At 46.6% G+C, this 14,461-nt stretch carries 14 protein-coding genes and 2 riboswitches; of the genes, 6 read left to right on the top strand and 8 right to left on the bottom strand.

Features of this window, described 5'->3' with window-relative positions; translation table 11 throughout:
* Positions 1-3 precede the first annotated feature (3 nt).
* On the bottom strand, positions 4-324 hold the full coding sequence (locus tag NGM44_RS09295; protein ID WP_253223386.1) for a YcgL domain-containing protein: 321 nt from the start codon (positions 322-324) through the stop codon (positions 4-6).
* A 183-nt stretch (positions 325-507) separates the two neighbouring features.
* Positions 508-636: riboswitch (glycine riboswitch) on the top strand.
* A 17-nt stretch (positions 637-653) separates the two neighbouring features.
* Positions 654-784, top strand: a riboswitch (glycine riboswitch).
* Positions 785-916: 132 nt separating this feature from the next.
* On the opposite strand from NGM44_RS09295, the gene gcvT reads away from it, so the two are divergent.
* From gcvT to gcvP, 4 genes are all read left to right on the top strand, one after another.
* On the top strand, positions 917-2,020 hold the full coding sequence (gene gcvT, locus NGM44_RS09290) for a glycine cleavage system aminomethyltransferase GcvT (protein WP_253223385.1): 1,104 nt from the start codon (positions 917-919) through the stop codon (positions 2,018-2,020).
* A gap of 51 nt (positions 2,021-2,071) precedes the next feature.
* Entirely contained in the window at positions 2,072-2,452 is a 381-nt protein-coding gene (gene gcvH / locus NGM44_RS09285) for a glycine cleavage system protein GcvH (protein WP_253223384.1), read from the top strand.
* Positions 2,453-2,513: 61 nt separating this feature from the next.
* Entirely contained in the window at positions 2,514-2,981 is a 468-nt protein-coding gene (locus tag NGM44_RS09280) for a hypothetical protein (RefSeq protein ID WP_253223383.1), read from the top strand.
* 17 nt (positions 2,982-2,998) lie between these two features.
* Positions 2,999-5,854 carry an aminomethyl-transferring glycine dehydrogenase gene (gcvP, locus tag NGM44_RS09275; RefSeq protein ID WP_253223382.1) on the top strand — a complete coding sequence of 952 codons (2,856 nt, stop codon included), beginning with the start codon at positions 2,999-3,001 and terminating at the stop codon, positions 5,852-5,854.
* 131 nt (positions 5,855-5,985) lie between these two features.
* Here gcvP and NGM44_RS09270 read toward each other — a convergent pair whose 3' ends face one another.
* Positions 5,986-6,597, bottom strand: coding sequence for an FxsA family protein (locus NGM44_RS09270; RefSeq protein WP_253223381.1), 612 nt, complete (start codon positions 6,595-6,597; stop codon positions 5,986-5,988).
* A gap of 116 nt (positions 6,598-6,713) precedes the next feature.
* Here NGM44_RS09270 and ruvC point away from each other — a divergent pair, with 116 nt between their 5' ends.
* Entirely contained in the window at positions 6,714-7,304 is a 591-nt protein-coding gene (ruvC, locus tag NGM44_RS09265; protein WP_253223380.1) for a crossover junction endodeoxyribonuclease RuvC, read from the top strand.
* A gap of 151 nt (positions 7,305-7,455) precedes the next feature.
* Here ruvC and NGM44_RS09260 read toward each other — a convergent pair whose 3' ends face one another.
* A complete protein-coding gene (locus NGM44_RS09260; protein ID WP_253223379.1) occupies positions 7,456-8,337 on the bottom strand; it encodes a DUF4377 domain-containing protein in 882 nt (293 codons plus the stop codon).
* Positions 8,338-8,666: 329 nt separating this feature from the next.
* Here NGM44_RS09260 and NGM44_RS09255 point away from each other — a divergent pair, with 329 nt between their 5' ends.
* Positions 8,667-9,374: a TerD family protein gene (locus NGM44_RS09255; protein ID WP_253223378.1), complete on the top strand. Its 708-nt coding sequence runs from the start codon at positions 8,667-8,669 to the stop codon at positions 9,372-9,374.
* A gap of 128 nt (positions 9,375-9,502) precedes the next feature.
* On the opposite strand, the gene NGM44_RS09250 is transcribed toward NGM44_RS09255, so the two are convergent.
* From NGM44_RS09250 to NGM44_RS09230, 5 genes are all read right to left on the bottom strand, one after another.
* The gene (locus NGM44_RS09250; protein ID WP_253223377.1) at positions 9,503-11,095 is read right to left on the bottom strand and encodes a Na/Pi cotransporter family protein; all 1,593 of its coding nucleotides are present in this window, start codon (positions 11,093-11,095) and stop codon (positions 9,503-9,505) included.
* Between the two features lie 24 nt (positions 11,096-11,119).
* Positions 11,120-11,818 carry an aspartate/glutamate racemase family protein gene (locus tag NGM44_RS09245; RefSeq protein ID WP_253223376.1) on the bottom strand — a complete coding sequence of 233 codons (699 nt, stop codon included), beginning with the start codon at positions 11,816-11,818 and terminating at the stop codon, positions 11,120-11,122.
* Positions 11,819-11,872: 54 nt separating this feature from the next.
* The gene (locus NGM44_RS09240; protein ID WP_253223375.1) at positions 11,873-12,598 is read right to left on the bottom strand and encodes an LrgB family protein; all 726 of its coding nucleotides are present in this window, start codon (positions 12,596-12,598) and stop codon (positions 11,873-11,875) included.
* Positions 12,598-12,975, bottom strand: coding sequence for a CidA/LrgA family protein (locus NGM44_RS09235; RefSeq protein WP_253223374.1), 378 nt, complete (start codon positions 12,973-12,975; stop codon positions 12,598-12,600). Before NGM44_RS09235 ends, NGM44_RS09240 begins: the two co-directional genes overlap by 1 nt.
* A 72-nt stretch (positions 12,976-13,047) precedes the next feature.
* Positions 13,048-14,331 carry an FAD-dependent monooxygenase gene (locus NGM44_RS09230; protein WP_253223373.1) on the bottom strand — a complete coding sequence of 428 codons (1,284 nt, stop codon included), beginning with the start codon at positions 14,329-14,331 and terminating at the stop codon, positions 13,048-13,050.
* Positions 14,332-14,461: the final 130 nt, after the last annotated feature.

The raw sequence follows: 14,461 nt of genomic DNA, 5'->3' as shown, positions 1-14,461 counted from the left end.
TGCTTAGTCGTACTTTTTATCTTGGGCGTCACGCGCTTTAGCCAATGCTTGTGCTGCCAAAATATCCGCAGGCGGTGCTTGCACATAATAACCCTGCTCACTAAGCTTAGCACGCACTTCATCGATATTGGCGCGTGCCAATTTATCACGCGCTGACAAATCCAAATGTAGTACAAACTGCCCCATACCAAGCTTAGCACGCATCGCAGCAGGCAGCACGCCAAGCCAATCGGTCAGCTTATCGGTGTCATTGGGATAATCAGGACGCGCGATATACACATACCAATCTTCGTTTTTTGGAAATTTATACACATCACAATGCATGGACTCACCTTTATTCATCTTTTAAATATTCATCAGTGCTTTTTAATCACAAATTACCCACAAAGGCAAATTTGGCGTGAAAATCAAACAATTCTTACGCCAATTTTACACAAAAAGCAATATTTTTGGTAAAAGTCGATAATTTTACTTGTAAATTGTAGCATTATTTTTCATAATAAGGGGGTCTGATTTTCAGGAGAGCGTGTTTTTGTTTTTAAATGGAAGGATAAAACAGCAAAACACCACCGAAGGCGTAAACTGTGCTTGACACATTCCCCATAATCGCTCAGGTAAAAGGACTGAAAATCTCGATAAATCTCAATGGTTTATCAACACAATCTGGAGAGTGGCGGCTTGTACCAATGTACCAAACACACAAGCTTTGCCCACCGAAGGGAAGAAGATTGCTTTTGTCCTAAAAGTAATTGAAAATCTCAGGTCAAAGGACAGATGGGGTGCTGATTGTTGGGCGTAATTGCCCTAAATTTGTCATAATTGCGTGTTATCATTGATTTGATACTATACATTAATTTGATACAAAGCAAGACAAATTGCGATGTTTGCACTTTTTTCTGAAAATAAGGAATTTACCATGACCGCACCACAACGCACCCCTTTATACGATTCTCATGTCGCTTTTGATGGCAAGCTGATTGACTTCGGCGGTTGGGAATTGCCTGTCAATTATGGCTCACAAATCGTCGAACACGAAGCTGTGCGTACCGATGCAGGGATGTTTGATGTCTCGCATATGCTAGTGACTGATGTGACTGGCGACAATGCCAAAGCATTTTTCCGTAAGCTTATCGCCAATGATGTCAATAAACTTGGCTTTGTTGGTAAAGCACTGTATTCAGCAATGCTAAACGACAATGGCGGTGTGATTGATGACCTAATCGTTTATCGCACTAGCGAAGATGAAACCACTTATCGTATCGTCTCAAACGGCGCAACTCGTGAAAAAGACTTAGCGCAATTTGCCAAAGTCGGTAGCGAATTTGGCGTGACACTAAATCCACGCTACGATGTGGCAATGCTTGCTGTTCAAGGCCCAAAAGCGATTGAAAAACTACTCACCGTCAAGCCTGAATGGGCGGAAAAAGTCAACGCACTTAAGCCATTTGTTGGCGTCGATCTTGGTGATGATTGGTTCGTCGCTCGCACAGGTTACACTGGCGAAGATGGCGTGGAAGTGATCATGCCTGCCGATAAAGCAGGAGAATTTTTTAAAGCGCTAGCAGATGCAGGTGTACAGCCATGCGGTCTGGGCGCTCGTGACACCCTGCGTATGGAAGCAGGTATGAACCTATACGGCAACGATATGGACGATGATGTCAGCCCACTAGAAGCAGGCATGGCATGGACGGTAGATCTAAAAGATGAAAGCCGTGATTTTGTCGGTAAAGACAAGCTTGTCGCCCTAAAAGCTAATGGCGTCAAAGTCAAGCAAGTTGGTCTATTATTGACTGGTAAAGGTGGCGTACTGCGTGACCATATGGAAGTCGTGACCGATGCAGGTAATGGCATCACCACAAGCGGTGTCTTTAGCCCAAGTCTAAAACAATCTATCGCCATCGCTCGTGTGCCAAGTGACTTCACTGGTGATACCGCCAAAGTCATCATGCGTGGCAAAGAAGTCGATGTCCGTGTATTGAAATTGCCATTTGTCCGTAATGGTAAAAAGCAGTTTAATTAATTCATTATTTAACCCTTTTAAAATACAAACCCCACTCACAGGAGAGAACCCATGAGCAATATCCCAGCTGATCTAAAATATGTCGCAAGCCACGAATGGCTACGCCTAGAAGCAGACGGCACCATCACTGTCGGCATCACTGACCACGCCCAAGATGCGCTTGGCGATGTGGTATTCGTTGAGCTACCAGAAGTTGGCACCACTGTTGAAGCCGACCAAGAAATCGCTGTCGTTGAATCTGTCAAAGCCGCATCTGATGTCTATGCACCGATCGCTGGTGAAATCGTTGAGATCAACGAAGAGCTGGTAGATAGCCCAGAGCTTGCGAACGAAGACCCATACGGCAAAGCATGGTTCTTTAAAGTTAAGCCTGCCAATCCTGCCGATTATGACAGCCTAATGAGTGCAGAAGAGTACGAAAGTAGTCTGTGATTAAAAAGTCATGGCGTGAGTTTGATATTCACGTCATGACTTTTAATTTTAGCAACATTAAATGAAAGTAGAAGTTTTAGAATACGACAATTACTCAAAAATTCATTATTATAATGATGGTATGAGTTATCGTGTTTTAATTTTGGATAATAACAAACACATTATCCAAGATGAAATCTCTGAATATGACCCAAGCGGTAAATTGATTGCTGATGTTGTGTTTGGTATAGACCACACTACAATTATTGGTATGCGTAAATATACGGAGCATGGTTTTGAAGATTATCGCAAACTCAATGATAAATTAATTTTAACCCAATCTCAAAAAACAGAATGGATTGAAGTTGATAAAAAAGCCAAAACATCATTTTATGACACAAATGGCGATTTGGTTTATTATGATATTTTTGAAAAAGATGATGATTGTGGCATGGTCATTATGGGTTCTTTTGACAAAAATGACATACAATTTTTTTGGGATAATTCACCCAATGAAGTGAAATTATTACAAAGCTATTCTGATTACTAACCCTAAAAGGATAACTTATGTTATTTAACACCTTTTCCGATTTATTTTATGAAAATGCTTTTGTCCATCGCCATCTTGGCAAGGATGCAAGCGAACAACAAGCCTTACTAAAAGCTGTTGGCTTTGACGATATGGACAGCTTTATTGATGCTGTCGTCCCAAAAGCAGTTCGCTTGGGCAAAGAGCTTGATTTGCCAGTGGCAATGAGCGAGCACAATGCCCTAGCCAAATTGCGCAAAATGGCGGACAAAATCACCGTCTCAAAAAGCTACATCGGTCAAGGCTATGCACCAACTCGCCTACCTGCGGTTATCCAGCGCAATGTACTAGAAAATCCAGGCTGGTACACCGCCTACACCCCATACCAAGCCGAAATCGCCCAAGGTCGCCTAGAAGCTTTGCTAAACTTCCAACAAGTCTGTATTGACTTGACTGGCATGGACTTGGCAGGTGCATCACTGCTTGATGAAGCGACCGCCGCTGCCGAAGCGATGGCGATGGCAAATCGTGTCAGCAAATCAAAATCAAACCAATTTTTTGTCGATAGTCGCACCTATCCACAGACCCTAGATGTCATCCGCACGCGCGCGAAGTACTTCGGATGGGATGTGGTTGTTGGTGATTTTGACACCGCGAAAAACGGCGAATATTTCGGTGCTTATTTCCAATATGTCGGCCGTGAAGGCGATGTGGTTGATTTGACTGACATCATCGCAGCTGTCAAAGAAAAAGGTGCTTATGCCATCGTCGCCAGTGATATCCTAAGCCTAGTCCTGCTTAAATCCCCTGCCAGCATGGGTGCTGATATTGCTCTAGGCAGCACACAGCGTTTTGGTATCCCAATGGGCTTTGGCGGTCCACACGCAGCGTATTTTGCATTCAAAGATAAAGATAAGCGTTCTGCCCCTGGTCGTATTATCGGTGTATCTATCGATGCTCAAGGCAACACCGCTCTACGCATGGCACTACAGACTCGTGAACAGCATATCCGCCGTGAAAAAGCCAACTCAAACATCTGTACTTCTCAAGTACTACTTGCCAACCTAGCTGGTATGTACGCTGTCTATCATGGCCCAGTGGGTCTAAAACGCATTGCCACTCGCATTCATGCACTGGCGGTGGCGTTTAGTGACGCCGTCAAAGCCAAATTCGCTGTCGTACATGGTACATTCTTTGATACCGTGCTTGTGGATGTGGCGGACAAAGCGACAGCCGATGGCATCATGCAAGCTGCCAAAGCGGCAGGCTATAGCCTATGGCGTGATGGCGACACTCGCATTTCGGTAGCGTTTAACGAATTGACTGACGAAGAAGAATTTAACGCTCTTTGTGGGTTCTTCGGTGTCGCTGGTACTCTAGATGAAGTCAAATCAGTGCTTGGCTCACAAGTGCGTACTGATGACATTTTGACCCATCCCGTGTTCAACAGCCACCACACTGAGCATCAGATGCTACGCTATCTAAAATCACTAGAAGACAAAGATTTGGCGATGAACCGCTCAATGATTTCGCTTGGCTCGTGCACCATGAAGCTCAACGCGACGAGCGAAATGCTACCAATCACTTGGAATGAGTTTGCTAATGTACACCCGTTCGCACCACGCGACGAAGTGGTCGGCTACATTGAGATGATTGACAGCCTACAAGACCAGCTAAAAGCCATCACAGGCTTTGATGAAATCAGTATGCAGCCAAACTCTGGTGCATCTGGTGAATATGCCGGCCTACTTGCTATTCGCCGCTATCACGAAAGCCTAGGTCAAACCGACCGCAATGTCTGCCTAATCCCACGCTCAGCACACGGTACCAACCCTGCTACTGCTCAGATGATGGGTATGAAAGTTGTCGTCGTAGCGACCGACGAGCAAGGTAATGTCGATCTTGATGACCTAAAAGCCAAGTGTGAAGAGCATTCAGCCAACCTAGGCGCTTTGATGATTACTTATCCATCAACACATGGTGTGTTTGAAGAAGGCATCCGTGATATCTGTGATCTGATTCACACTCATGGCGGTCAAGTCTATATGGACGGCGCTAACATGAACGCCCAAGTCGCCATCATGCAGCCTGCTGATGTCGGTGCGGACGTGCTACACATGAACCTACACAAAACCTTCTGTATCCCACACGGCGGTGGCGGTCCTGGCATGGGTCCGATTGGTCTGAAAAAACACCTAGCGCCATTCATCGCAAGCCACAGCGTCGCCCCTGTGCATAATGCTGTCGAAGGTCAATCTGCTGTCTCAGCAGCACCGTACGGCTCTGCAAGCATCCTGCCAATCTCATGGATGTACATCACCATGATGGGTCGTGATGGTCTATTGGCAGCGACCAAGCAAGCGCTACTTAACGCCAACTATGTGGCAAGCCAGCTATCTGCTGACTACCCTGTGCTATACACAGGTAAAAATGGCCGTGTGGCACACGAATGTATCATCGATATTCGCCCACTCAAAGCAGAAACTGGCATCACCGAGACTGACATCGCCAAGCGCCTGATGGACTACGGTTTCCACGCGCCGACCATGTCATTCCCTGTGGCAGGCACCTTGATGATTGAGCCGACCGAATCTGAGAGCAAAGATGAGCTTGACCGCTTTATCTCAGCATTGAAGCAAATCAAACAAGAAGCCCTAAAAGTACAAGCAGGTACCGACGGCTGGACAGCGGACAATAACCCACTGGTGAACGCACCGCACACCCAAGCAGTCATCGCTGGTGAATGGGATCGCCCATATAGCCGCACTGAAGCTGCTTTCCCACTAGACTACATCAAAGCACACAAATTCTGGCCATCAGTTGGTCGTGTGGATGATGTCTATGGCGACAAGAATTTGATCTGTTCTTGCCCAAGTATCGATAATTATGAATAACTCATGATTTAGCAGTGCAAATCGCCCATCGATCAATCGGTGGGCGATTTTTTATATACTTAATAACTTTGTTGAAATTCAAACAAAATAAAAAACCAACCGACTGGTTGGTTTTTAGCATTCAATCTGGCTCAATCATCATTCGCTGATGTGATGCGTTTGACATTTTTATTCACTGGTGTGGCATCGCCATCGACCGTCGTACCGCCAAAGCCTGATTTACCAAAAGGATTGCCTTGTCCGAATGGATTTTGGCCATTCATACCACCAAAGGGATTGCCACCCATGCCGCCCATCGCACCGAATGGACTTTGACCGCCCATTTGATTTGCCATCATTTTCATCAGCTTGTCTTGATTTTTCATGGCATAGTTTTTCGCCGCAGTGGCTAGTTTGCGCTGCACAAATGGTAACAGCAGCACAACCGCCGCCACATCGCTGATCAGACCTGGTAACAAGAACAACACACCTGCAATGCCTGACGCCACTGCCTTAGTCACTAAGCCTTCTGATGGTTGATTGGCAGGATTGGGGATGACGCCACTTTGCATCGCTTTCATCTGCTGCGCCATTGGGTTTAGCGTGCCTGCCGCCTTACGGATAAAGCTCAATCCGATAAATGCCGCTGCCACGAACCAAAAGAACACATACCAGCCGCTCATACCAGGCATTTGGGCAACCAAATACCACACTAGCATCTCGATGATGAACCAAACCAAAGCAATGCCAACCAAAGCACCCATAGCAATTCCTTATAAAAATTCGCAAAAATAGAAAAATACGCTATACTAACAAACTATTTGGGCGATTGGCAAGTTTTCAAGCCCTTTATACTTATTAATTACGCAATATAAACATTATGACCCTAATCATCGGCATCGACCCCGGTTCGCGCAAGACAGGCTATGGCATCGTCAGCACCGAAGGCGACAAAATCACCTTTTTGGACGCAGGCACCATCCGCACAAACAGCACCGAGATGAGCGAGCGCATCGCACAGATTTTCGCAGGTATCACGCGCATCGTCACCCATTACCAAAAATACAGCGACAAGCCCATGCACGCCGCCATCGAGCAAGTATTTATGGCGGAAAACCCCGATTCAGCATTGAAGCTTGGGCAAGCGCGTGGGGCTGCCATCGCCGCACTGACCGCGCTTGATTTATCCGTCTCAGAATACACCGCGCGCCAAATCAAACAAGCCGTCTGCGGTTACGGTGCAGCGGACAAGGATCAGGTCAGCGCGATGGTCTGCCGCATCTTATCACTTGAAGTAATCCCCCAGCAGGACGCCGCCGATGGGCTTGCCTGCGCCATTTGCCACGCACATTCAAGCCATTCGATGCATAAGCTCATCGGTAACACCGCCCTACTCGGTCGCGCCACATCCAAGAAAAAAGGACGCTGGCGCCTGACCGATGATGATTTATTAAATTTAAAAAATAGATGATTCGGGAAGGTTAATTGAAAGCAAACAACCTGATGATGTTAATTTACTTAGTGTAGTCAAGTGATGTACTTTGTTGAGATACGATAATTCACCACCAATACAAAAACAGGGCAATCATTTAATCGCCCTGTTTTATCGATGATTTTGTCAATCAGCGAATCACTTCGCTCTCGACCATCTGATCAAAGACATAATAAGGATTTGGTTCGCCGTTTGGATTGTTAAACGCGTTCAAACGGATGATTTGGCGGATGTTTGGGTCAAATTTAAAACCATCAATCTGACCATCGAAATTACGCCACGCGCCTGCGCCTGTTTTGATGCCTTGTTCATCATAATTGACATTACGCACTTTTAAGCACAGCTGATCATTGCCCGCATCATCGACACAAGCCACCTTCTCGGGTGCGATCTCCCAGTATAGCTGCACAGGCTTGCCATAGCGAACTTCAGGCTTCATCGCGCCCTGCCAATGCATCACCAAGCCACCTTTCGACTGAGTCATCTCAGCGGTGAAATTGGTTTTATCAATTTTTAGCGTTAATAAACTGCCGTCCAGATCATGCGCAAAGCGATCTTCGGCATTTGTCAGATCGCCACAGTGGATCAGCGTGCTGAATGCATCACCTGTAAAAGTAACCTTACCAAGCTCCAACTGATACTCACCGCCCGCGCTATTACAGCCAAAAGTATAGCCATAACGCTGCGCGCCATTATCACTACTGAAGGTCAAAGACCCTTGTTGATTTTTAATAATATCTTGATAAACTTGCAATGGCGCACCCTGCATCGTCGCATCAACCAAGCGCCAATGATATTTCGATAAAGTTTGATAATCTGCATAAACCGCGTGCGATTGGTCAGGCAGCGCCGCCACAGGCTGAATTGTCTTCTGCGGCAGATGCACTTCGCTGACCGCACCATTCACCGCTTCACCGACCTGCTGACAACCAGCCAATGCCGCAGTAAAAGCAATACTGATGGCAGTGAGCGTCACAGTGATGGGCAAGGGGCGAAAAGTCAGCAGTTTCATAGTAGTACCATTATTTTATGAAATTTTTAAAATATCTTTTCAAATACTATAAATATTTAGTGGGTTTAGGATTGACAAATCTTGATGATGGATAATGATAATCATCAAATTTTTACCGTAGTTATTTTAGCATTTTCACCCCAAAATCACCACCGAATAGCACCGCGACTTTGTATTGATTATACGAGTAAATGTGTGTTTTTGTTAATGAATGTCGTACAATTGCAAATACACTCGTTCACTCATTACACAGTTGCGATTAGGGTAGGAATTTATACATAAGTTTGCTAGAATAGGCTTTTTATATTCTGATGACTTAAGCATTTACCATGACCGATTCTACTCAGACGAGCACAACCCTAGCACCAAGCGCGCCATTGATTGAGTTTTTTGAAGATCAAAAGCTCAATCACTTAGGCTTGACAGGCAGCAGCCTGCACGCGTGTGTCGATTATGATGAGACTTTAGTGCCTAAGCGCGGTTTGGATGCGCTGCTTGGTAAATTACCACTTGGTAGTAGCGCGCCTGTGTCGATGGATATTGATCTGTACTGCTTGGTGTTTGACCGTCAGCATCAGCTGCTAGAGCAGATTTGGTATGGTAATCTGCGTAATGATAGCGCGTCGATTCGCCATAAAGGTGATGCCCTGATCGGTGCGCAGTGCTTTGAAGACAGTCTGATCAGTCAAGAAGAGATTTGGATTCGTCCTAATGAGCTTGATGAGCAGTGCCATCAGCTTGTATTTGTCATGGCAAGTTATCACAATCAGCCGCTACGCCTTGCTAATAAAGGCATTGCCACTTTTCGCGACAATGAATACAACATCGCCCATCGCATCGAATTATCACAACTGGACAAAAAAACATGCGCCATCATCGCATGGCAGCTGACGCGTGATGGTGGTGATTTTCGCCTGTCTGCGCCATTGGCTGCACTTGATGGCTATCAATCCAAAAATAGTGGCAATTTAGCTACTGTGGTTAAAGATTGGCTAAAAAGCCATCAGCAGCGTTGGGCAGCAGATGTCAGTTCATAATGTTTAATAATTTGACATTATTATTAATTTTTAAACATTGAAATTTTAAAATTAAATAATAAAAACAGCAATGATGAATGATGGTCATTGCTGTTTTTTATTCAGATGGTATCAAGTATATTATTTAATTAAATCATCTCATGTTTTACCTTTGGAGATTCAAGCACCAAAAGCATTTTGGCTGTATGCTTAACCAAGCGGTCCAACCAGCGGCGTGCCACAATCAGATTGAGTGCATCTGCCGCGTGTGTCTGTGTATGTGCTGAATACTCAATGATCGCAAGGCGTACATCGGTTTTTTGTGCTTTCATCGAGTCGCCAAACTGTACAAAACTTGCCACAAATTCACTCGGCAGATATTCATGCTCTTGTGCCAAATATTCTGCCAACTGCTCAAACTTCGCCGTCACTTCACGCATCAATGATGCATCGGCATAACCATGCAAAACATCAATGAATTCAGCGTGTATCAGATCTTCACGAATCACACGGATATAGACGATGAGCTGTAATAAGCGCATGAGTTTTTCTTGATCGGCTTGCGACTGCGACACAGGCATTTTATTCAGATATTCATCCACTTTTTGTAAACAATCATCCAGCTGCGCGACATCAATAGCAGTACCCGACATCTCGCCGCGGCAAGCTTTCACCAGTTGGCTGAGTGTTGCTGCAACAGTTTGATTCAGTGCAGATTTGGCAGCGCTGATGGCGACTGCTGGTACAGAAAACAAGCTTTCGTCCAGATAATGCGTGTGTGCGCCATCTATGCGCTCAGGAATCATGCGCTCAAGCACCCATTGAAACTGACGCGTAAACGGCATAAAAATCATCGCACCCATGATACTAAACGCTGTGTGAAATAAGGCAATCACCAAGACATTGTCCCAATCTTGTAACCACCCTGTACGCACTTGCCACAACAGCAGCGGCATCAGCACAAAAAACGCCACCACCGCCGTCACGACATTGAACACCACATGCACCGCCGCGGTACGCTTCGCGCTCACCGTTGCGCCGATGGCAGCAAGTATCGCAGTTGCCACCGTGCCGATATTTTGCCCAATGACCAGTGTCAAGGCTTGTGGCATATCAATCGCCCCGCCTGCCAATGCCGCCAAAGTCGCGGTAATCGCCGCACTCGATGACTGCAGCAAAATGGTCATCACAATGCCAATCAGCACCAAAATCAGCCGCGTCAAGACATCATCATTCGACCAACGCGCCAAATCCACTTGCTCAGCAAAGCCTGCCATCGCACTTTGTAGAAAATCAATGCCGATAAACAACAAGCCAAAACCTGCCAAAGCAAGCCCTAGCAGCGCGACAGTATTTTTGCCAAGCAATTTCATCATCGCGCCGACACCGACCATCGGCAAGGCAACCATCGATACTGAGAATTTCAGCCCAAGCAGCGCCACCATCCAGCCTGTGCTAGTCGTGCCGATATTAGCGCCGATGATCACGCCGATGGCTTGGGTGAAGCTTAGTACCCCTGCACTGACAAAGCCAATGGTCGCAAGCGTCGTCGCCGTCGATGACTGCACAACCAGCGTAAAGCCGATGCCTGACATCATCGCCTTAAATGGCGAACCTGTAAATCGCCCAAGCCACTGCCGCAAGCTTTCGCCCGCCATCGCCTTTAGGCTGTCGGTCATCAGGCTCATGCCAAGCAGGAACATACCGATGCCACCTGCCAACTGAATGATAATCTGTTGCACGCTAACCCTTTTTAATTGCTAGTCTTAATTTTTGTCATCTAAAATAAACTTCGCCGCCGCCATCGCATGAATATTGGCTGTATCAAACACAGGTACACAGACATCCGCTTGGGAAATCAGTAGCCCGATTTCTGTACAGCCCAGCACGACCCCTTTGGCACCTGCTTGGATGAGGCGCTCAATGATATGTAGATAGGCTTGCTTGGAGGACTCATTCACTACACCCAGTGTCAGCTCATCAAAGATAATCTGATGAATCAGCACCTGTTCCTGTTCTGTTGGAACAAGGCAGTCAATGCCCTGCTTTGCCATCTTATCCCGATAAAATGGCTCACTCATGGTAAATGCCGTGCCAAGCAGTGCCACCTGACTGATGCCCTGCTGATGGATGGCATCTGCGGTCGCATCAATGATATGAATAAAAGGCACATCAATCACCGAGATGATGTCACCTGCCACCTTGTGCATGGTGTTGGTCGCAAGCAAAATCCCATCCGCTCCGGCATCACATAGCTTTTTGGCACTATTTGCCAATATCTGCCCCATGCCTTGCCAGTCGCCCTGTCGTTGCCGCTGTGCAATGACTTCAAAATTCACACTGTCTATCAATAGCGGTGCTGATGTATTGCCACCACAGGCCTGATTGACAAGCTGATTGATAGTTTGATAATAAAGCACTGTCGATGCTGGCGACATACCGCCAATGATGCCAAGCGTTTTCATGTTTTTAATTGCCTTAATGCTCACTAATTTGAACGATAAGTTTAATTGATTATCCTAAGGAATAAGCCGCGGCACCAGCACAGGTGCCAAAAACGCCGTCAGTACGCCATTTAAAATCAGCCCCAAGGTTGCATACGCCACATAGCGAGCACCCAGCTGCATCGATCGCACCGTGCCTAAAGCGTGTGATGCACTGCCCAATGACAGCCCCATTCCCATGGGCAGCTTAAGCCCAAAGCGGTGCAAAATCCACACGCCCATCACCTGCCCGACCACGCCTGCGATCAAGACCGTCGCTGCCGCAATGCCAACCACACCGCCAAGCACCGTCGTCACTTCGATAGCAATCGGCATGGTGACCGATTTGGCAGCTGTCGCAACCGCGCTCTGATCACTACCGCCAAGCACACGCACCAAGCCCACTCCTGTGACAATCCCCACCGCACTGCCAATGATCTGCGAGACGATGACAGGCAGCCACTGCGCTTTGATTTTTTGCCATTGGATATATAAAGGCACAGCAAGGCAAACCACCACAGGCTGTAGCCAAAAAGTGATGTAGTTGCTTGCTTTTTCAAAACTCGCCCAGTCAATATCAAACAGCATCAGCACACCGATTACCACCACTGTCGTGACCAGCGTCGGATTAATCAGTGGCTGACCAGTGCGATTGCGCAGCCATACTGACAATTCAAACACGCCAATCAGCAGCATCAATAACAAAAACGGACTGCGCAGCAGCTCATGACTTAGAGCAAGATACTGATCGACCATCGCCATCACGCACCTGCCTTAGTGCGTTTTTGCTGGTGCGACTTTTGTAGTTTTCGCAGCCAAGTATAAGACCCTGCCGTGCTGATCAGCACCAATACAGTGCTCAATGAGACCGCGACAATTAGCACCCACAAGTCATCACGGATGATGTCAAGATACTGCATGATCGAAATACAAGCAGGAATAACAAGTAAAACTAAATAATCCATCAGCACTTTGGCAAGCTTTTCGACCGTTGCCAATTGCACCACGCCCGTTTGTAGCGCGATAAACAACACCACAAGCCCAATGATACTTGGCGGTAATGGCAAATCAGTCAGTGCAATCACCACTTGGCCAATGAACAAACAGCCAAAAATCACCAAAAATGCCTTTAATATCATTCGTTATCCTTGTTATTTTTCATTATGCTAATAATTTTATTAAAATAATTATACAAACCGCTCAATGCCAATTTATGATTTTAAACCCATCGCATAAGTCGCTACCAATGGCTTAATCCCAGGGATTTTATCAAAACACACAAGACCAACATTACGCGCAAATTTCATCACAGGATTGGGGTGGCAGAAGCTACCGACGACGGTATCGCAGAATTTGATCACGCGTTTTTGGTCTTTTAGGCGTGATTGTTCGTACGCTGCCAAGCGATCATAACGCCCAAAATCCACCGCATCACCATCATCGGCTCGCGCTTTGGCAAGCAGATTTGCCATCGCATAAGCATCGCGCAGACACAGATTAAACCCTTGTCCCGCCACAGGATGCAAGGTGTGCGCAGCATTACCCATGATGACAAATCGCCCTGAGACCTGACGATGCGCCAGCACCTTAGTCAGCGGATATGCACCGCGTTTGCCTGTAGCGACAAATCGCCCTGCTGCCGTGCCAAAGACTTGCTGCAGGGTTTGTAGATATTTGTCATCATTATTAAGATATTGATTTTCTTCGCCTTTTTTACAGATAAATACCACAGAGCGGCGATAGCCTTGGGTGCTGTCCGTACCGCCATCACCCCTGCCATCAGTCAGTGGCAGCACCGCCAATGGCCCTGCCGTGCTGAATCGCTCAATCGCACTGTGTCGATGCGGCTCATCGGTCTGCACCACGCCAACGATGCCCACTTGACCATAGTCATGCGTATCGACATCGATACCAAGCAGCTTACGCACGCTAGAATGCTGACCGTCGCACGCCACCACAAGTGTCGATATCAAAACACGGCTTTCACCTGTGTCAAACTGCACCGTCACGCTTGCCGACTGCTCATCTTGGGCAATGTCCGTCACACTTGCGCCATCATACAGCGTGATGTATGGACTGTCCTTGACAGCAAGCAATAGTTGTCTGCCAAGATGGGCGTTCTCCATCACCTGCCCAAAGCTTTCCACGCCTTCAGCGTCTTTTTCTAGGCTTGCCTTGCCAAAACTGCCCACTTCACTGATCAGCACGCGATCGATACGGCAGGCATAGCTTTGTAAGCGATCCCACAAGCCAATCTCTTGATAAATTTGCACCGTGCGGCGCGACAAAGCGGTATTGCGGCTGTCCAAATACTGCGTACGCTCACGATCATCATCGACTTCTATGGTCGGATAGCGAAAATGCTCAAGCAGCACGCAGTCAATCTGATGATGTGCCAATAAAAGCGCAAATGACAAACCGACATTGCCACCACCGACAATGATGATGGGCTGATGCGTGCTTGTGGTCTTATTATGCTGTGTGTCGGTGGTCATGGTCGTAATTCCAAAATATGAATGCGAAATTTAATGATAAAGTTTAATGATAATGAATGAATGATAATTATTCTACAAATCGCATTATTTTAGCAGATTTTTGGGGAGTTTTGGCGGTTTTTGCTTAAGG

The sequence above is a fragment of the Moraxella sp. FZFQ2102 genome, from assembly GCF_024137865.1.
GTDB lineage: Bacteria > Pseudomonadota > Gammaproteobacteria > Pseudomonadales > Moraxellaceae > Moraxella.
The sequence above is the reverse complement of the archived record's forward strand: the minus strand, read 5'-3'. Positions and strand labels throughout refer to the sequence as shown.